Here is a 19303-nt window from a genome sequence, read left to right on the forward strand (position 1 = left end):
CATCAGAAACGATGTCGAATTTTCGTTGAGCCCGCACCCTGCGATCGTGTTGGCTGGCGGCACCGAACCGTCGGTACCGCAGGCGTCCGCTTGGCCGTAGCAGGGAGTTGAACGTGCAGGACATTGTTGTCGACCCCGTTGCCCACAATCGGGCAGCCTGGGACAAGTGTGTGCAAGAGGGCAACGAGTGGACGAGGCCGGTGAGTGCTGAGGATGTCGAGCGCGCCCGCAGGGGCGACTGGTCGATTGTTCTCATCGGGCGTGAGCCGGTCGACCGCTCCTGGTTGCCGACGGATCTGACCGGCAGGGACGTGTTGTGCCTGGCCTCCGGCGGTGGCCAGCAAGGTCCGATCCTCGCCGCCGCAGGGGCGCGGGTCACCGTATTCGACAACTCGCCCCGCCAGCTCAGCCAGGACCGGATGGTGGCGGCCCGCGACGGACTTGAGCTGCGCACCGTCCTGGGCGACATGCGCGACCTCAGCGTCTTCGGCGACGCAACATTCGACATCGTATTCCATCCGGTCTCCAACCTGTTCGTACCAGACCCGGCACGGGTGTGGCGTGAGTGCTTCCGCGTCCTGCGACCGGGCGGAACTCTGCTCGTGGGCTTCCTCAACCCTGATGCGTACTTGTTCGACCACGAGGCGCTCGACGAGCGCGGCGAGCTGATCGTCGTGCACAAGCTGCCGTACAGCGATGTCACGCAGTACTCCGCCGAGGAACGCGCCACGAAGTTCGGCGCGGATGCCCCTCTTGAATACAGCCACACCCTCACTGACCAGATCGGCGGGCAACTCGCCGCGGGGTTCGTCCTCACCGGCTTCGCGGAGGCGCCGCACCAGTCCAACGCATCCGCTCAATACATGTCGAACTATTTTGCGACGCTGGCAGTCAAGCCGGGCTGACCCGGCCGTGGGGCCGGCCGAGACACCGTGTCTCCGTACGGCCAAGTGGCGCGCTGTGCCGGCCCGACCCCACTGACTTCGGCCTCGGGGAACATCGGTACAGCGGTTGGCGCTGAGATCGATCATGGTCGGCCAGCACGCCGGCTGGGGGCTCTGCCGGGTTCGCGGACAGATCACCGGGCAGGTGCAGGGCCTGGCTACGCTCCGCTCGTGCCGGTGGAGATTCTGACCGATGAGGAGGCCGAGGCGTAGGGAAAATTCGCCGATGAGCCGCCCCGTCCCGAGCTGGAGCGGTCATTCTTCCTTGACTACGTCGGCCGCGTTCTGTGATCGCGCTGCGAGGTTCCACGCACCATCGGCTCGGCTTCGCGCTCCAGATGTGCACGGTGCGCTACAGCGGCCGGTTCCTCCCGGATGACCCGCTGGACGCGCCGTGGCCAGTGGTCGAGCATCCGGCCGCGCAGCTCGGCATCGAGGACCCGTCGGTGGTGAAGCGGTGCACCGAGCGACCGAAGACGGCGTACGAGCACGCGTGGGAGATCCGGGACGCCTACGAGTACCACGAGTACGAGGACCCGGAATGGTACAGGCGGTTCCGCACCTTCCTGCACGGCCGGGCGTGGACGCACGCCGAGGGCCCGACGGCACCGCTCGACCACGCGGCGGGCCGGCTGCGCCGTGACCGGGTACTGCTGCCGCGGGGCGAGCGTGTTGGCCCGGTAGGTGTCGGAGGTGCGCAAGGTCGCGGACGAGCGGCTGCACGCCACCGTCGCGGGCGCCGCCCGTCGCGCGGACCCGGCGCTGCCCGGTGACCTGGTGGCGACGCTGAAGACGCCGTAGGGCTCGCGGTTCTTGGAGCTGGAGCTGGAGCTGGAGCTGGGGCGGCTGAGCCGGCTGCCGACGCGGACGACCGGGACGCGTATGTGGTCCACGTGCTGGAGCAGCTCACCGGGCCCCGAACAACCGTGACGTCTTCGCCGCTCCGTCACACCGCCGGTCGAACCCGCGTGCCCGCCTGCTGGACGGGCCCGACCGGGACGCGGTCGAGGAGGACGACGGCGGGCAGGAGTGAGTATCGGGTGCCGATCGGATCAATCCGTGACGGGCAGGCACTCGGCGAGCAGGGCGACGACGTCACGCCAGGCTCGTTGTGCGTGCCGTGGGTGGTGGCCGACGCCGGGAGGCGCGGTGTGGTCGACCGGTGGGTGGTGGAAGGCGTGAAGGGCTCCTCCGTAGACCACGAGGCGCCAGTCGACGCCCGCGGCCTGCATCTCCGCGGTGAACGCCTCCCGTTGCGCGGGCGGCATGATCGGGTCTTCCGACCCGACCCCGGCCCACACCGGGCAGCGAATGCGTGCCGTCTCGCCCGGTCGGCCCGTGGTCACTGCGTTGACTGTCCCGATCGCGCGCAGGTCGACGCCATCGCGACCGAGTTCCAGTGCGATTGCGCCTCCGGTTCCGTAGCCGACGGCGGCGATCCGGTCGGGGTCGGCCCGTGGTTCGGCACGCAACACGTCGAGCGCGGCGTGACCGATTCCTCGCATGCGGTCGGGATCGGCGAGCAGCGGCATGCAACGGGCCAACATTTCCTCCGGGTCGTCCAAATAGCGTCCGCCGTGCAGGTCGAAGGCCAGCGCCACGTACCCCAGCTCGGCCAGAGTATCGGCCCGCCGGCGCTCGACATCGCTGAGCCCCATCCCCTCGGGTCCGATCAGGACCGCGGGCCGGCGCTCGGCACCGGCCGGGAGCGCGAGGTATCCGATCATCGTCAGGTTGTCGGCCGGGTATTCGACCGTACGGGTGGTGAACGTCGTCATGCGACTGGACGGTAATGACCGTTGCGCCCGCTTGGGGTGGTGTTCACCGATGGCAGACAGAAGTCTGTCCCGACCACAGCACCCGGACGCGTCGACTGCCTGTCGTCAAGCGGTCGTTTGCCACCGGGCAGGCGGCGCGTTCAATGGACCCGTGCAATCCCGGGGTTCGCGGCGGCGTGAGTCCAGTCGGATCCGATGGTGATTGCTGGCGGGGTTTGACGACAGATGGGGTCCGATCCTGTGTACGGAAGGGGCCCACGAGCGGCGAACCTGGTCTACAAGCGGGTCTCGACCGACCAGCGGTCCACCGCCCGGCGGGACCCCGTCCTTCACGAGGCCGGGATCGAGGACCCGGTGGTCTTCGAGGAGGACGGCGGCACCTCCAGCCGCCTCCGCCCGCTCCAGCGCCCGAAGTTCCGCGCGCACCTCGACTACGCGCGGCCCGGCGACACCGTGCACATCTCCGAGATGTTCCGCCTCGTACGCGGCACCGGGCACATCCTTGACGTTCGACGTCCACCATCGACTCCTCGCCCGACGCCAGCTGTTCGACGGCGGCCGGGGACCTCCTCACGGTCCCGGCCCAGCGCGAGGTCCGCCGCGAGTACGAGCACCAGGTCAACGCACTCATACCCTGACCGTGATCGTTCTCAGCCCCAACCGCTGTACCGGTCTTCCCCGAGGCCGGACTTCGCCGGGCACGATCGCCGGGCCGAACAATTCTCCGGGATCGTCGACCGGGCCCCGACCCTTCCCCCGTGGAGCACCGGCGCGGCCGGCTCCCGCCCGGTGGCCGTTCCGTCGCCGGGCGGGAGCGGAGCGGCCACGCCGGGCCGCCGGGGCGCTACTCGCCGTGTGTGTCCAGCAACTGCTCGGGCACGAACCCGGCCTCCGCGAGCCGTTGCCACAGCTCGCCCGGGATCGGGAAGCGGGCAGCCTCAGCGTTCGCCGTCACCTCGGCCGCCGAACGGCAACCGAGCACGACCGAGTCGACGGCGTCGTGCAGCAGCGGGAACTGGATCGCGGCCGCGGGAAGCGGCACCTCGTACGACTCGCACAGCGCCCGGCACTGCCGTGCCCGCTCCAGTGTCTCCGCGGGCACCGGGCGGTAGTTGAACATGGCGCCGGGGGACGGGTCGGCCAACAGCCCGGTGTTGAAGACGCCGCCGACGACCACCGCCGTGCCCGTCTCGGCGCACAACGGCAACAAGGTGGTGAGCGCCTCGTGGTCGAGGAGTGAGAAGCGGCCCGCGATGAGCACCACGTCGACCTCGAACTCCGCCACGTACGAGGCGAGCGGGGCACTGTGGTTCATACCGAATCCGATGGCCCGGATCAGCCCCTCGTCACGCAGCTTGCGCACCGCCGGATAGGCCGTGCGGCGTATCTCGTCCGGGTAGTCGTCCGGGTCGTGCAGATAGAGGATGTCGACGTCGGAGCGGCCCAGGCGGGTCAGGCTCGACTCCAGGGACTCTCGGATGCCGCGCTCCGTCCAGTCGGTGATCACCTCACCGGGTGAACCGTCCGGCCGGGGGCGCAGCAGCCAGCCCGTCTTGGTCGAGATCACCGGGCCGTTGCCGTCGGACGGGGGCAGCAGGCGGCCCAGGCGCTGTTCGGCGAGGCCGTGTCCGTAACGGGGTGCGGTGTCGAAGTAGGTGATCCCGGCCTCGGCGGCGGCCTTGAGGGTCGCGGCGGCGTCCTGCTCGCCGACCTCTTCGAAGAGCCCGCCCAGGGGTGCGGTGCCGATGCCGAGGCGGGGCAGGGCGAAGGGCAGCCGGCTTGTCGTGGCGGTGTCGGTCATGCCATCTCCCACGGGGAGGAACAGGCCGCGCGGCTCGCGCGCAGCGCCATGGTCAGGGTCAGCCGGATCCTTGAGTCTCCGGGAAGGACGACGCGGCAGTACGGACCGTCGACCGGCCGCTCGGGTCCGTCGTCCACACGGACGGTGGCCACGTGGTGCTCGGCGAACGACCCCGCCTGCACCAGCAGAGAACGTGCCGCGCCGCCGAGATTGACCAGCTCCACCACCGTGTGGTCCGGGCTGATGTCGGAGACCAGCGCGGCGACGTCCTGTGGCAGGCCGGGGCGGCGGGACTCCGCGTCGTGATACCGCACATGCAGGTGGGCGAGGCCGCCGTTGTAGAGGACCTGCGGCGAACCGGTGGTCAGCTGCAGCAGCGCCTCCGTCACCACCGGGTTGAGGTGCTGCCAGTGGTGGATGTCCAGGGCGTCGGGGCCGACGGCCGGGTCGACGGTGTCGTTCTCGATGGCATCGACCCGCTCGGCGCAGCTAGCGAGGGCGCTGCGCAGCATCCGCTCGGGGAAGTGCGGGTTCCGGCCGTGCAGGAATTCGTACCAGGGCTCCTCGTGCCCGGCCTCGTCCTTGATCCGCTGGGTGTGTACGGCGGTCCAGTCCCAGCGGGACTCGGCACGCAGATGTTCGATCCGCTCCCGGTCGGCCTCATCACGGCTGAAGTGCCACAATGCCAGCGGGAGTTGGCCCGGCATGACGGTGAAGTCGAACCAGCCGGAGTCGTTGTGCCGCTGGGGCACCATGAGAGTACGCTCGGCCGGCATCTCGCGCAGGTGCGGTTCCCAGCGCTCGCCGAGGGTGCCCATCTGACCGGCACCGCGCTGCTCGGCGTGGCGCAGCACCGCGTCGAGCGGATTGCGGGCGAGGTCCAGGAAGCCCCGGTCTCCGGTGAGGAGCGTGGCGTTGGCGGCGCCGATGACGGTCGCGCTGCCTACCGGGGACAGCCCGTGCGGCCACGACCAGCCGTAGTGGCCGCCGTACCAGCGGCCCTCCATGTACTCGCCCACCACACCGCTCAGGCCGACGTTGTCGGGCACCACGTCGCGACCCGCGAGCCGCTCCTGCCACACGCCGACGTACTCGGCCACCCAGTCCGCGTAGCGCTGCTCGCCGCTGAGCAGGAAGGCGTTGGTGGCCAGGCCGGTGGCGGCGAGGTTCACGATCGTGTCACCCCGGCCCATCCGGTCCCACATCGCACGGCCGTACGCGCGGGCACGCTCGGGCGAGGAGGCCAGATCGTCGAAGGACGTGATGTCGTCGAACCCGTCCAGCGGCAGACCGTAGGGGCGCAGGGCCAGAGTCCACGGGAAGTACGCCTCCTCGTCGCTGAACCCGAAGCGCGGGCCCGCCGAGCCGTTGTGCGGGGCGCGCAGGAGGCGGTGCGCGGAGTCGTAATTGGGGCCGCCGGGAAGGTAGAAGTCGGCGAAGCGTACGGCCAGTTCACGCAGCTCCGGATCCTGTGGGTCCGCCAGGCACAGACCGTAGAAGAGGAGCAGTCCCTCGCCCTGGTGGAACCAGTCGTAGCCGCGTTCCAGGCCCTTGTCGAGCATGCCCATCTCGGTGAGCTGGGCGGTGACTCCGCGCCAGTGGTGCCGGGCGGCGGTCAGCAGGTCCGCGCTGCCACCGAGCAGATAGAGCGTGGGCCAGTTGAAGAACGGCTCGTAGAAGTCGTCGACGCCGTCCCGGCCGTCCATGCCCTGTCCGAGCGTGTCGCGGAAGACGAGGCGGCCGTCGCCCTCGGTGTAGCGGTCGGCGAAGAGCCGCCATGCCTTGTCCTGGAAGGCGAACAACTTCCTTTCCAAATGAGCCCACTCGGGGACCTCACCGACGCGCCGGGTCGCGGTCAGCAGAGGTCCGTGCGCCTCGCCCGTGCTGTGCGTGTCGCCGGTTCGTTCAGGCCTGAGCATCCAGAACACCTGCACCCTCGTCATGTACGGATTGAACAATCGCCCATCGATAGCCGATAGTTAGACTCATGGGAGGGGAGCCGAAGTGTCAATACTTCGGAGCGGCCCCGACAGGCCCGAGGAGGAGGCGCACCGTGATCGACTGCCATGTCCACCTGTGGGATCCGGCCCAGGGATTCCCGTGGATCCGACCGGGCGACGAGCACCATCGCGCCTTCGACGAGGACGACCTGGAACAGTCGGGCGCGGGCCTCGACCTCGCCGGAGCGATACTGGTCGAGGCGTCGCGCGGCGATGCCGGGGAGACGCTCGCCCTGTGCGAACTGCGACGGCGCCGCCCGGACCTGGTCACCGGGTACGTGGCCAATCTCCACGTCCATGGCGCGGAGGGGCCCGATGCCTTCCGCGCCACTCTTCAGGAGCTGGGCGACTCCCGCCCCAATGGCATGCGGATCGGCGGCTCCACGTGGGCGGACACCCCCGAGCCGGCCCGCGGGCTCGTCCCCGTGCTGGCCGAAGCGGGAGTCGCCCTGGAACTCAATCTGCACCGGGGGGCGTTGACGGCGGCCGCCGACATCGGGTCCCGGCATTCCGGGCTCACTCTCGTCGTCGACCACCTGGGGAACGCCCCGGACCCGCGCGCACCGGAGGCGGGGGAGTGGTTCCGCGACGTCGAGCGTGTCGCCGCGAGCCCGAACGTGGTGGTGAAGATCTCCGGGCTGCTCACCCAGCAGCACGGAATCCCGCCGCGGCGCATCGCGCACATGGTGCGACACGTCGTCGACACGCTCGGGACCGACCGCTGCGTCGTCGGCTCCGACTGGCCGATCTGCCTGCCACGCGGCTCACGGGCCGACTCGCTCGCCATGTCCCGGGTCGGGCTGTCCCATCTGGCGGCCGATCAGCTCGATCGCGTACTGCATACGAACGCGGTCCGGGTGTACGGGCTCGGCGGCTGAGTCCCCGTGCTCGATGCGCGTGTGGCAGGTCTGCATGTCGCCGATCTCCGGGTGGCTGATCTGCATGTGGTTGACGTCCGCGTGGTTGACAGTGCTCGAACGCCCCTGCTTCGATTCCCTCGATGATCGATAGGCGATGATCAGTGACCGACTTCATCTCGCCGAGACTCGGTCCCCACCTCCGCGGAGAGGCCCGATGGCACATTTCGACCCGGCCATGTGGCTGTCGAACGGTAACGGCCGGAAGACTGGCAGCTGGAAACCTCGATGTGACTCCATCGAGAGAGGACGGGCGCGTATCATGTCGCAACTGACGTGCCCCAGTGCAGGATTGGGTATTCATGGCATCTAATGCGTCGGGTGGATTCGTCTCCACGCTGGCCACCAACAAGGACCGGTTCCGCAAGACCCTGATCTCGGACCAGGTGTACGAACTGCTCCGCCAGGCCGTCGTCGAGGGCGATCTCGCGCCGAACGACCGCGTGGTCGAATCGGAGATCGCCCGGCGGCTCGGCGTGAGCCAGGCTCCCGTGCGTGAGGCGGTCAAGCGGCTCGCCCGCGAGGGCCTGTTCACGCACGTCCCGCGACGCGGACACTTCGTCGTCGAGATCTCCTCACAGGACGCGGAGTATGCACGTCAGGTCCGTGAGCCGCTGGAGAGCCTGGCCGCCCGGCTCGCCACCGAGCACATCACCGAGGAACAGCTCACCGAGCTCGACGCACTGGTCGAGCGGATGCACGAGGCGGTCGCCGCCAACGACGTCAGCGGTTTCCGCGACGCCGACATAGAGTTCCACACCCTGGTCAGCCAGTACGCGGGCAATCCGTTCCTGGCCCGGATGTGGGAGGTCATCGAGCCGAGCCTGCGCACCCTGCGGGCCATCTCCGACCCGCTCTTCGAAGGCGACTGGTGCGCGATGGCCGACGAACACGGCCGGCTCGTCGGCCTGCTGCGGTCCGGGGAGCCCGACAAGGCGGCCGCAGCCTTCGCCGACCACGCCGCCGGGCGCGGACCCGTCCCGGATGCCCGGGAGGCCAAGAAACCGCGCAGGAAGGCCACGGCGGCGAAGGGGACCGCGGCCGGCCGGACGACTGCCGGAAAGACAGCGGTCAGGAAGGGCGCGGCCGTGAAGGCGGTGGCCAGGCCGAAGGCGAACTGACCGAGCGGCTGTGGGCCCGGTCCGGAATCCCGGACCGGGCCCACAGCCGTTTCGCGGGTCGGCTAACGACGGGCCCCGGCGGCCCATGCGGGTGCCCCGTACTGGTAGGCGCCCAGACTCGGAGTCGCGTCCGTGGAACCGTCGTTGATCCCCGGCAGCGGAATCGCCTGATTGCGTGCGGGGGACTCCGCGGTCAGCCGGTAGTCGTGGTTTGTCGCGTTGACGAACAGCGGATCGACGCCCGTGGGAAGGTTGTTGGAGAGCACGAGCCCGCCGTCGGTGGCGCCGTCCAGGCCCCGGATCGTGCCGATGTTGTTGTAGATCCTGGTGCCGGTCGACTGCCCCGGCTCCTTCACATAGAACAGTGTCATCCCCCCGGTGTTGTTGTAGACGCTGTTGTCGTGCGAACCGGTGCCCAGGCCGTTGAGCATCACCGTGCCCTCCCGGTTGCCCCAGCCCACGTTGTTCGCGATCACCAGATCGCTCTGGCCGTTGTCCGCGTAGACACCGGAGATCCCGAACGTGGTGGAGGTCGTGGCCGGCGCCGGGTCGTGCAGTACGTTGTGGTCGATGGAGGTGCCCATCATCCAGGCACTGCAACAGGTGTAGATCGCGGCGACGTCCAGACTCATTCGGGCGTACTCGGAGATGTCGTTGTACGCGATCAGGTCCTTGCCCGGGGTGAGGCCGCTCACCTCGTTCCACTGGAGATTGATCCCGCTGCGGCCGACGCGGGAGATCGTGTTGTGCGTGACCGTCTGGCTGTTGCCCTGCACGGCGACGCCCGCCGCGTAGGTGCCCATGTAGTCGACGTCGTGGATCACGTTGTCCGTGGCGGTGTTGTTCTGTCCGCGGAGCGCGATGCCGTTCCCGGCGCTCAGCGCCAGATCACTGTTCACGATTCTGTTGTGGGTGCCGTCGAGGATGATGCCGCTGTCGCCGACGCCCCGTGTCACGGTGCTGCCGCAGTCCGTCGCACCCCGGGTGATGTCCGTGTAGTGCGACAGGTACCGGCCGTTGATGCCGTCCAGGGTGACGCCGGTGCTGGAGGGACCGGTCTGGACCGTGGTGGCGAACAGGCCGATGCCGGCGATCGTGGTGTGACTGGCGTTCGTCAGGTCGAAGCCCAGGGTGCGCCGCTTGGCCTCGACGGTGTGCGCGTCCGGGTCGTCGGTGCCGTACACGTACAGGCGCTTCGCGGTCGGGTCGTAGAACCACTCGCCGGGATGGCCGAGTTCACCGATCTTCCCGGAGAGCGAGTACCGGGTCTCCGCGGGCACCACCTTGTGCACGCACGGCGGCGCCGCGTCCAGTGTCACCGAGCCGGCCGCGGAGCTCTTCACCGTGGTGGTGGCCGAGACGTACCAGTAGCCGGTGAGGGCCCGGGCACCGTCCCAGTACCCCGCCGGGCGGGTCAGGTCCGCGTCGGCGATGGTGGCGTCCGCGCTGCCCGCACCGGCGTACTGGAGCGCCGGGTCGAGCAGGTCGAGGCCGGGGTACGGCCACTGGGCCTCGATGTCCATCTTCTTGTCGGTGAACACCTGCACCGTGGTCACGTCCGTGCCGAGGTCGACGGCCGTGCTGTAGATGTGCCCGGCCGCCACCGCGTCGCTGAACTGCGACTTCGCGGCGAACGGGTCGGACTTGGCGATCTCGGTGACGTCGGCGGCGGTGACCGGCTCGAATCCGCCGATCCGGGAGGCGCCGCTCACGGTGACCTCGGCCCCCGGAGCGGCGCGGTACGTGATCGGCAGTTCGGCGGTGCCGGAGCGGGCCGGCACCACGGTCTCCTCGTACGTGCCGGACAGGACCAGGCAGGTATCGCCCGGCACCATCACGTCCGCGCACTTCTGGATGTGCCGGAACGGCGCCCTGGGCTTCCTGCCGCCGGCGGTGTCCTGGCCGGAAGGCGAGACGTAATACGTCTTTCCCGTCCGGAACTTGACCGGTTGTGCGGCGGCCGGCTGACCCGCCACCACCACGGTCAGGGCGGCGAGCAGGGCGGCTGCGGACCACGGTCCCCTGCGGGAGCGTGGTATCCATCTACTCAGCACTGCGTGATCCTCTCTCTTGTCTCGGCTCTCTCTCGGACGGAAAACACCGGGCCCGGCCGTTCCACCGCGACCGTGCACCGGCTGCTCATCCCTTCACCGCGCCGACGGTGAGACCGCTGATGATGTGGCGCTGCATGTAGATGAAGAAGATGACGACGGGGGCCACGGCGAGCAGAAGGTTCGGGAACACCTTCGTCAGATCCGTCGAGTACTGGCTGATGCCGGCGTAGATCGCCGTCGTGACCGTGTAGTGCCCGGAGGACGGGCTGAGCAGGATCTGCGGCGAGACGAAGTCGTTCCAGATCCCGATCGAGTTGAGGATCAGCACCGTGACGACCGCGGGGCGCATCAACGGGAAGATGATGGACCAGAACGTGCGGTACCGGCCCGCGCCGTCGATCGTCGCCGCGTTGTCGATGTCCACGGGAATGGTGCGGATGAAGCCGACGAACAGGAAGATGCTCACCGGCAGTGTGGACGCCACGTCGTGCGCGACCAGACCGGTCACGGTATTGGCCAGGCCCACCTCGCGCAGTACGTAGATCACGGGGATGATCACGGCGGCGCCCGGGATGAACGTGCCGGCCAGGAAGTACAGCAGCACCAGCTGTGTACGCCGCTTGAGGCTGCGCGCGATCGCGTACGCGGCCGGGCCCGCCAGCAGGATGCACAGCACGTCCACGACCACCACGAGGAACAGCGTGAAGCCGTAGCCACCGATGACGTTGAACTGCGGGCTGTTGATCGCGGCCGACATGTGCTCGAAGGTCAGCCCGCCCAGGGGGACCGAGAACGGGTTGTCGAGGATGTCCTGCTGCGACTTGAACGCGTTCACCACGAGCAGGTAGATCGGCACGATCATGACGACGAACAGCACGCCGAGAAGGGCCCACCGCACGGGTGAGCGCGGCTCCTTGTGCTCCGGACGCCGCGACGCGGCACCGACCCCGGTCGGCGCGGCCTTCGGCCTGTCGCGGACCTCTGCCTCTAGTACGACCACCACCGGCTCCTAACTAACCTGTCGCAGCTTGGTCTTGACGGTTGCGCAGCGCCGTCACGAGGAGGGCGAGCACGGCGGACACCACCATCAGGAACACTGCCTGCGCGGTCGCGTACCCGACCTTGGTGCCCTCGAAGGACCGGGCGAGAATGAGGTACGTGAACGTCTGGGTCGACCCGGCCGGCCCGCCGCCGGTGAGACTGACCACGATGTCGTACGCGCGGATCAGCCCCACCAGGTTCAGGACCGTCGCCACGGTGACCACGGGGGCGATCATGGGGATCACGATCCGGAGATTGATCTGCCGCTTGGAGGCGCCGTCGATCGCGGCGGCCTCCAGCAGCTCGGCGGGCACCGTCTGCAGGGCGGCCACGAACAGGACGACGTTGAAGCCGAATCCGGCCCACACGATCACCGCGATCAGCGAGATCAGTGCGAACTTCTCGTCGAAGAGGAAGCCGAGCGGTTCGATGCCGAACTTGGCGAGGGTGTTGTTGATGGCGCCGTTGGTGCCGAGGATCGCCGCCCACAGATAGCCGAGGATCAGCGCGCTGATGACGTGCGGGAAGTAGGCGACGGCCCGGAAGAAGGAGTTCGTGCGGGAGCGGCCCTTGAGGGCCAGCGCGTACACGAGCCCCAGTCCCACCATGAGGACCGTCCCGACCACGGCGATCAGACCCGTCACGTACCAGGCGTCCGACGAACTCGGGTCGTCGAACAGGTGCTTGTAGTTGTCGAGCCCGGTGAACGAGGCGGTGGAGAAGCCGTCCCAGTCGGTCAGGCTGAGATAGATCGCGACACCCACCGGCACCACGGTCATCAGTGTGTAGAGCAGGACGGCCGGGCCCATCATCCCGAGGGAGATCGCCGAGTCCCGCAGCCTCGCCCGGCGGCGCTGCTTCAGTCCTGCGTTCAGCTCTGCGAGTTCCACCACTTGTCCAATCCGTCGGCCGCGTCCGCGGGGGACGAGTCCGTGTACAGGGACTGGATCTGCTTGTTGAGCTCATCGCTGAACCCGGCGATCGGCTTGCTCTTCCCGGCCTTCACGATCACCGACGGGGCCTTGTCCAGGATCTTCTGCACGGACGAGCCGAGGCTGGACATCGGGTACGTGAAGCCCTCGCGGAGATTGGCGTCGGAGGCGAGCTGGCTCTTGATGGCCTTCGGGTCGGTGGTCGCCCACTTCACGAACTCGATCGCCTCGGCCCTGTGGCGCGACTTGTTCACCACGACGTACGGATTGGAGATGTTGCCGAACTGACCGGACGGGTAGGCCCCGTCGGTCGGCATGGTGAACACACCGATCTCGTCGCTCTTCTTCGCGGCGTCGGCGGCCGGCACGAAGTACGAACCCATGATGTACATCGCGGACTTGCCGTTCAGGAAGGACGTCTGGCCGTCCGCGTAGGTGAGTCCGAGCGCGCTCTTCTCCAGATAGCCCTTGTCGATCCAGCTCTTGTAGTTCTCCAGGTAGGGCAGGTAGTCGCTCTTGGCGAAGGACGCCTTGCCGTCGTTGCGCTTGGCCGTCCACCCGGGGTCGGCAGTGAGCACACCCGCGTCGGCCATCATCGAGAACTGGGCTCCGGTGACCCACTGTCCGGACGTCTGAAGCGGCTTGTAGCCGGCGCCCTTCAAGCTGCCCATGGCAGCGGTGAACTGACCCATGGTCCGGATGCTCGTGGCGTCGATACCGGCCTTCTCGAACGCGGCCTTGTTGTAGAAGACGAGCGACTGAATCTGTTCGCCCACACCGACCACGTATTGCTTGCCGTCGATGGCGTACTGGTCGGCCAGCGGCGTCTTGGCGACCCACGGCTGGTCCGACAGGTCGGCGAAGAGCGACGCGGTGTCTGCCGTCGGTGTGATCAGCTGGGCGACGTCCGGCGGGTCGCCCGCGGCCAGGTCCTGCCTCAGCTTCGCGTCCGCCGAGATGGTGCCGGTCAGTTCGAGCTTGACCGTGACACCGGGGTGGGACTTCTCGTAGGTGTCGAAGAGATCGTTCCAGTACTTCTCCGTCAGGTTCGGCGTGATGTTCACGATGACGCGGAGGGTCGTGCCCTCCGAGGCCTGGTCGGACCCGTTGCCACAGGCGACGGCCGATGCCATCACCAGAGGGGCCAGGGCGAGTCCGCAGGTTCGACGCCACATTGCTTTCATAGGGACACGCTCCGTTGCGTAGTCGTGAATAATCGATAGCTGGTGTTCAGCTGCAGAGTTCCCGGTGGAGCAGTAGCGGGAGGGGGTGCGGGCGGTCATCGGTGCGGGCCGCCCGGCGGGGTGGTGCGATGCGGTGGAGGCGGGGAGAAGCCCTCGCCTCCGTGACTATCGTCTATCGATTGCTGATGCTAGGGGTGGCACCCCGCTTCTTCAAGAGTGCTGCGCCAAACCTCTGAGTTCGTTCTTCCCGGCCTTGCCGGACCCGTCGGCGATCAACCACCGTACGGTCACGCGGCCTTGGGTGCCGGGACGGCGGACCGTGAGAGTGATCCGGGTGAGGTGGTCTCCCCAACTCGCGGCCAGCAGCGGGTCGTCCAGCTCCTTGCGTACGACGGAGGCGTCGGCGTCCCGGGGATTCCAGCACATCACCAGCCCGCTGCCGTCAGGGGCGGTGACCGTGGCCCGGCCGTCCCCCAGCTCGACGAGCCCGGCCAGCACATGGTGCAGGGCCACGCTCTCCCCGCACCCTTCCCACCGGTCCGCCACGCTCACGTGCGGGGGAGTGGTCCCGTCGGCCCGGACCAGGCGTACCGCTCGGTCCCATTTGGTCAGGCTTCCACCGGGATAGGCACCGGCGAGATCGGCGGTCATCCCGCTGACGGCACGGCCGAGTTCGACGCATACGTCCCGCGCTCGGTGCCCGGGACCGGGCTGCTGTGCGACGCCGGGCTCGGGCACATTGTGCCAGTCGCTCCGGAACGGCCAGGCGGCGTAACGGTCGGGCCCGAAGGTCTGCGCCGTGTACGTGGGCCGGCCGACGTCCACCACCAGGGGCCGGCCGTCCACCGCCACCCAGTACGAGCCGACGTCGAGGTGGTTGTGGTGTTCGCCGTTGTGGCCCGCCTTCACCGCGACGGTGAGACCGGCGGTGCTGCCGGCCGTCTCGCGGGCCACCAGGATCTGCAGCCGTGGCAGCCAGGTCTCGTGGGCCAGCCAGGGCGCGGAGGTGTCCGGTGCGTCGGCCGTGAGGGCCCGGCACCATTCTTCGTCCGACAGCGCGGCCAGCGCACGCCCGAGCCCGGCACGCGGGGCTGCGGCGCCGTGCTGCCGGCGCGCTCCGGCCAGCGCGTGCGCCACCGTCTCCGGCTGCCCGAGCCGCCTGCCCCAGCGGAACGGGACCTGCCAGGGCTGATCGGCCGTCAGCCGGGCGGGAGCGTCGCCCACGTTCACGTACCAGTCGGCACCGAAATGCATGCGCTGCGGATACCTCGACAACTCGCCGAGAAGCGGGAGCTGACGGGCGTCGAGGGCGGAGCCGCCGACACCGGCGAGCAGATCGAGGATCTCCAGCAGCCGGCAGGCCCCCACCCACCAGTAGGCGATGCCCTCGTCGATCCCGCCGTCGTCGGGAAGCGTGGCCACATAGTGGTCGAGTCCCTGGACGACCAGTCGTACGAGGCGGGCGCGTCGGGCGTCGTCCGGGCAGAGCAGCAGCGCGGCGGCGAGCACGGCACTGTGAATCCACGGGTTCCAGTTGTTGGCGCCGCCGTCCGCACCGATCCAGCGCCAGTCCCGGCGGTGCTCGAAGGGCAGCAGCACCCGCCGTTCCACCTCGCGGCGCAGCCTGCGCCGCAGGCCCGGCATCCGGCGGTCGAGATGCGGCCCGAGTACGTGGTCCGCCCAGGCGAACAGCGAGGCGACCTCGGCGGCGCCCAGGTCCAGATACGGCTCGTCCGGATCGGGCACGAGGTCGCCGCGCTCCGCCGCGAAGCGCTCGTGCGGTGCCCAGCACCAGGTGCCGGCGTCGGCGAACGAAACGAGCCCGTCGATCGCGGCATCCAGATACGGGCAGGCCCCGGGTGCCTCCCTCGCATCGGCCGACTCTCCGGTGAGGACGGCTGCCAGGGTCAGCAGTGACACCCGCTCCTGGAGACCCCAGGCCGCGTCCTCGTACGCGCTGCGGTCACCGTCCCGGAAGGCGCGGGCCCATGCCCCTGCCGTCAGCCGGGGCTCCGGCCGGATCGACTCCCGGGCCGCGTCCTCCAGCACCCGCTCCCGTACCGGGCCCGGGACCGCGTCCCACACGGCACGGCAGGTGACATCGGGCACCCCCACCCGCCCGGCCGGATCGGCGAGCAATTGCTCCAGCTCCCGGTCACCGTCCGGGTCCAGCACCGCCGAAAGGCGCTCGCCCAGCGGATTCACCACCGGCATCACTCCTCCCCGTCCAGCACCAGCTCGATCACCGGGAGCAGCACGTCGGGCCGGGCGACGGGGAGGGTCAGGGTGAGAGTGCCCGCCGGCTGGTTCGGCGGCGCGAGGTTGTTGTGCTCGTGCCGCGTGCCGTCCATCTCGTGGAAGCGGATCTCCGAGCCGTCGTGCAGGAGCTGGGCGTACCGTACGCGCCCGGCCAGTCCCGGCAGATGGAGGTGTTTCAGGGGCCAGGCCAGCAGGTGCAGATAGAGACGGGTGCCCGACTGCGTGTACAGGGCGTTGGCAGGCGCCTCGAAGGCGCTCGGCCCCGCACCGTGCACGGACCGGGTGTGCAGCCCGGTCCACTCGCCGATGGCGCGGAGCGTGGCCCGGGCCCGGGGGTCCAGGGCGCCGCGACCGGTGGGGCCCACGTTCAGGATGAGATTTCCACCGCAGGCGACGGACTCCACCAGCATGCGGACCAGCAGCGCGGGGTCCTTGTAGTCATGGTTGTCGCGGTCGTACCCCCAGGAACCGTTGAGCGTGTGGCACGCCTCCCACATCACCCGCTCGCCGCCCCGCTCCAGCGGCCGGTCGGGCTGGTACTGCTCGGGCGTCACATAGTCGCCGGGAACGCCGAGCCTGTCGTTGACCAGAATGCCCGGCTGCAACTCTCGGGCGAGTTCAAGAAGTTGATCCGCGCCCCACTCCTGCGGACCCTTCTCCGGGTAGGTGAAGTCGAAGAAGAGGAGGTCGATACGCCCGTACCCGGTGAGGAGTTCGCGTATCTGCCCCTCCATGTACGTCCGGTAGCGCGCCATGTCACGGGGCTCACGCCGGGCCCCGGTGTCCCGCAGCGGGTGGTGCTCGTCGATCGTGAAGTCGGGGTGGTGCCAGTCGAGCAGCGAGTAGTACAGGCCGACCCGCAGACCCTCCGCGCGCATCGCGTCGACGAACTCACGCACCAGGTCACGGCCGGTCGCGTGCATCGAGGTGTATTCGGACAGCGCCGAGCCGAACAGGCAGAAGCCGTCGTGGTGTTTGGCGGTCAGCACCGCGTAACGCATCCCGGACTCCCGTGCGGTACGTGCCAGTTGACGGGCGTCGAAGAGATCGGGTTCGAACCGGTGCAGGTAACGGTCGTAGTCCCGCTGCGACATGGCCTCCCGGCTGCGCACCCACTCGTGCCGTGCCGCCAGGCTGTACAGGCCGAAGTGGACGAAGAGCCCGAAGCGCGACGCCTCGAACCACCCGGTGCGGACAGTGGAACCAGCGGGATCGGCGGAGGCGAGGGTCACGGAAGGCTCCTGACACATTGACATCACTAATCGATTGGCTGTTATCTACCATCGATAGGCGATGATGTCACTGGCGTTGCGTGCTGCGAGCACGCGGAGAGGCAAGTGCATGCACCCGATTGGGGATCAGGAAGCACCGTCGACCGGGGCGACCCGCATCAACGAGACGGAGGAGACCCGTACTTATGAGTCGATGCGAGCGCCGGTCCACACCTCGGCCTACGTACGACCCACCTCACGGATGGTGGAGGCCCTCAAGGACGTGAGCGCGGCGACGGCCTGTGCGAAGCTGCACCAGATGGGCATCACCCGGACGTTCATCGACGGCCCCGTGCCCCTGCACCGGGAGCCGGACGTCAAGATCACCGGCGGTGCCGTGACGCTGGAGTTCCTGCCGCAGCGCGAGGACATCTTCAACGGCGCGGAGCAGGAGGACATCGAGCGCAAGACCCCGCTGTGGGGCGTCCTCGAATCCATCCGGCCCGGCGACGTGCTCGTGGTGTCGGCCCGAGGCAGTCACTTCACCGGCTGCCTCGGCGACATGCTCGTGCGCTACTTCAAGCTGCGCGGTGGCGCCGGGATCGTGGTGGACGGACGGGTGCGGGACGCGGCCCGGGTGCGCGCCCTCGGCGTACCCATCTGGTGCACCGGTGTGACCCCGCACTACGCCTCGCAGACCGAGCTGTTCCCCTCCGCGTTCAATGTGCCCGTCGGCGTCGGCGGTTCCCTGGTGACGCCCGGCGACCTGATCGTCGCGGACGAGGACGGCGCCGTCGTCGTCCCGCAGCGGAACGCGATCCCGCTCGCCGAGGACTCCCTGCTGCACCAGGACCGGGAGGAGTTCGCCCGCCGCCGCCTCGACGAGGGCGCACGGCTCTCCGACTACTACCCCCTCACCGGCGAGAGCCTGACCGAGTACCTGGCCGGCCGCCCCGCCGCCGACTGAGCCCCGGCCGGCCGCCCGGAACCGCTGCTCCCGCGGACGGTGCCGGGCGGCCGGGGTCGAGCGCCTCTGGAGTGTGCTTCGATGGATCACCCGAGCGATCAGGAGAAGCCATGCCTCTGCGGATGAAGTTGGACGCGATAACGCTGGACTGCCCTGATCCGTCGGCCCTGGCGGCGTTCTATCACCAGGCCACCGGCCTCGAACCGCATCCTGAGTCGAACGCCGATTTCGCCGGCCTCAGCCGTGCGGACGGACTTCTCCTGGGCTTTCAAAGGGTGGACGACCACCGAGCTCCGAGCTGGCCCGGCCAGGCCGTTCCCCAGCAGCTGCACATCTGCTTCAGCGTCGGGGAGGACCTGGACGAGGTCGAGGCCCGGCTGCTGGAACTGGGCGCGGGCAAGCCGGAGTTCCAGCCACACGACGCGGCCAGGGCGCGCGTCTTCACCGATCCGGCCGGGCATCCGTTCTGCCTGGTCAGAAGCTGAAACCCTCGGGATCGACGACGCTTCCCGGTGCGGGGCGGACGCACACGAGCGCAGAGGGCGAGACAGCGGGTGGCCCGTGTTCCTGCCCGGCGGCGCGAGTCAGCGTCCGGTCGAGCCGTCGATCAGTTCGCGGAGGATGTCGGCGTGTCCGGCGTGGCGGCCGGTCTCCTCGATCATGTGGGCGAGTGCCCAGCGGACAGTGGGTGCGGGTTCGCCCGGTCGGGAGCGGGGGAGCGGCGCGCCGGGGTCGGCGCATCTGTCGAGTACCTCGTTCGCCGCGGTGACCGATTCCCGGTAGCGGGTGACGACGTCCGCCGCGGTGTGCGAAGGGGAGGCGTCGAAGGTCGCCGGCCAGTCGGTGATCCGGGCTCCGAGGAACGTCGCTCGTTCGACGTACGTGAGGTGGTTGAGCAGGCCGAGAAGGTTCGTGCCCGACGGCACCGCGGCTCTTCGGACCTGGGGTTCGGGGGCGCCTTCGACCTTCGCGGCCAGCGAGTCCCGCAGGTAGTCGAGGAACCCGCGCAGAACCGCGGTCTCGCTGTTTCCGGTGCGGGGCGGCGGGGTGTCGGTGTGGCGGATACGCCGGGAAGAGGTGTCCATGAGGTCTGC

At 69.1% G+C, this 19303-nt stretch carries 15 protein-coding genes and 2 pseudogenes; 7 read left to right on the plus strand and 10 right to left on the minus strand.

The genetic code is table 11. The features are described from left to right. Window positions 1-113: 113 nt before the first annotated feature. Both ACGF8B_RS30680 and ACGF8B_RS30685 read left to right on the plus strand, forming a co-directional pair. Window positions 114-905, plus strand: coding sequence for a class I SAM-dependent methyltransferase (locus tag ACGF8B_RS30680; RefSeq protein ID WP_392745135.1), 792 nt, complete (start codon window positions 114-116; stop codon window positions 903-905). Window positions 906-1115: 210 nt separating this feature from the next. Continuing rightward, window positions 1116-1823, plus strand: a pseudogene (locus ACGF8B_RS30685) (DUF4158 domain-containing protein); the annotation flags it as partial. Window positions 1824-1996: 173 nt separating this feature from the next. On the opposite strand, the gene ACGF8B_RS30690 reads toward ACGF8B_RS30685, so the two are convergent. After that, window positions 1997-2722, minus strand: coding sequence for a dienelactone hydrolase family protein (locus tag ACGF8B_RS30690; protein ID WP_392745137.1), 726 nt, complete (start codon window positions 2720-2722; stop codon window positions 1997-1999). Window positions 2723-2947: 225 nt separating this feature from the next. Here ACGF8B_RS30690 and ACGF8B_RS30695 point away from each other — a divergent pair. Then, a pseudogene (locus ACGF8B_RS30695) lies at window positions 2948-3172 on the plus strand (hypothetical protein); the annotation flags it as partial. A 394-nt stretch (window positions 3173-3566) separates the two neighbouring features. Here the strand turns inward: ACGF8B_RS30695 and ACGF8B_RS30700 are convergent. Continuing rightward, window positions 3567-4523: an aldo/keto reductase gene (locus ACGF8B_RS30700; RefSeq protein WP_392745139.1), complete on the minus strand. Its 957-nt coding sequence runs from the start codon at window positions 4521-4523 to the stop codon at window positions 3567-3569. Continuing rightward, window positions 4520-6466 carry a hypothetical protein gene (locus ACGF8B_RS30705; RefSeq protein WP_392745140.1) on the minus strand — a complete coding sequence of 649 codons (1947 nt, stop codon included), beginning with the start codon at window positions 6464-6466 and terminating at the stop codon, window positions 4520-4522. Before ACGF8B_RS30705 ends, ACGF8B_RS30700 begins: the two co-directional genes overlap by 4 nt. 110 nt (window positions 6467-6576) lie before the next feature. Between ACGF8B_RS30705 and ACGF8B_RS30710 the strand changes: the two genes are divergently transcribed. Both ACGF8B_RS30710 and ACGF8B_RS30715 read left to right on the plus strand, forming a co-directional pair. After that, window positions 6577-7401, plus strand: coding sequence for an amidohydrolase family protein (locus tag ACGF8B_RS30710; RefSeq protein WP_392745141.1), 825 nt, complete (start codon window positions 6577-6579; stop codon window positions 7399-7401). A 341-nt stretch (window positions 7402-7742) separates the two neighbouring features. Beyond that, window positions 7743-8561 carry a GntR family transcriptional regulator gene (locus ACGF8B_RS30715; RefSeq protein WP_392745143.1) on the plus strand — a complete coding sequence of 273 codons (819 nt, stop codon included), beginning with the start codon at window positions 7743-7745 and terminating at the stop codon, window positions 8559-8561. A gap of 62 nt (window positions 8562-8623) precedes the next feature. Here the strand turns inward: ACGF8B_RS30715 and ACGF8B_RS30720 are convergent, their stop codons facing one another. The 6 genes from ACGF8B_RS30720 to ACGF8B_RS30745 all read right to left on the minus strand — a co-directional run bounded on the left by ACGF8B_RS30720 (window position 8624) and on the right by ACGF8B_RS30745 (window position 17281). Further along, entirely contained in the window at window positions 8624-10615 is a 1992-nt protein-coding gene (locus ACGF8B_RS30720) for a right-handed parallel beta-helix repeat-containing protein (RefSeq protein WP_392745144.1), read from the minus strand. 85 nt (window positions 10616-10700) lie between these two features. After that, a complete protein-coding gene (locus ACGF8B_RS30725) occupies window positions 10701-11615 on the minus strand; it encodes a carbohydrate ABC transporter permease (RefSeq protein ID WP_392745145.1) in 915 nt (304 codons plus the stop codon). 13 nt (window positions 11616-11628) lie between these two features. Then, a complete protein-coding gene (locus ACGF8B_RS30730; RefSeq protein WP_392745147.1) occupies window positions 11629-12549 on the minus strand; it encodes a carbohydrate ABC transporter permease in 921 nt (306 codons plus the stop codon). Then, window positions 12528-13763, minus strand: coding sequence for an ABC transporter substrate-binding protein (locus ACGF8B_RS30735; RefSeq protein ID WP_392745149.1), 1236 nt, complete (start codon window positions 13761-13763; stop codon window positions 12528-12530). Before ACGF8B_RS30735 ends, ACGF8B_RS30730 begins: the two co-directional genes overlap by 22 nt. A 219-nt stretch (window positions 13764-13982) precedes the next feature. After that, window positions 13983-15986 carry a heparinase gene (locus ACGF8B_RS30740; protein ID WP_392745150.1) on the minus strand — a complete coding sequence of 668 codons (2004 nt, stop codon included), beginning with the start codon at window positions 15984-15986 and terminating at the stop codon, window positions 13983-13985. Continuing rightward, window positions 15986-17281 (minus strand): alpha-L-fucosidase, encoded by a 1296-nt coding sequence (locus ACGF8B_RS30745; protein WP_392745302.1) that lies wholly within the window; start codon window positions 17279-17281, stop codon window positions 15986-15988. The genes ACGF8B_RS30740 and ACGF8B_RS30745 overlap by 1 nt, the downstream gene beginning before the upstream one ends. A 91-nt stretch (window positions 17282-17372) precedes the next feature. Between ACGF8B_RS30745 and ACGF8B_RS30750 the strand changes: the two genes are divergently transcribed. Both ACGF8B_RS30750 and ACGF8B_RS30755 read left to right on the plus strand, forming a co-directional pair. Beyond that, window positions 17373-18209 (plus strand): ribonuclease activity regulator RraA, encoded by an 837-nt coding sequence (locus tag ACGF8B_RS30750; protein ID WP_392745152.1) that lies wholly within the window; start codon window positions 17373-17375, stop codon window positions 18207-18209. 110 nt (window positions 18210-18319) lie between these two features. Then, window positions 18320-18694 carry a VOC family protein gene (locus ACGF8B_RS30755; RefSeq protein ID WP_392745153.1) on the plus strand — a complete coding sequence of 125 codons (375 nt, stop codon included), beginning with the start codon at window positions 18320-18322 and terminating at the stop codon, window positions 18692-18694. 99 nt (window positions 18695-18793) lie between these two features. Here the strand turns inward: ACGF8B_RS30755 and ACGF8B_RS30760 are convergent, their stop codons facing one another. Beyond that, window positions 18794-19294, minus strand: a complete 501-nt coding sequence (locus ACGF8B_RS30760) for a DinB family protein (RefSeq protein WP_392745155.1) — start codon at window positions 19292-19294, stop codon at window positions 18794-18796. Window positions 19295-19303 lie beyond the last annotated feature (9 nt).

The organism is Streptomyces sp. NPDC047917 (genome assembly GCF_043204345.1).
GTDB classification, from domain to species: Bacteria; Actinomycetota; Actinomycetes; order Streptomycetales; family Streptomycetaceae; genus Streptomyces; species Streptomyces sanglieri.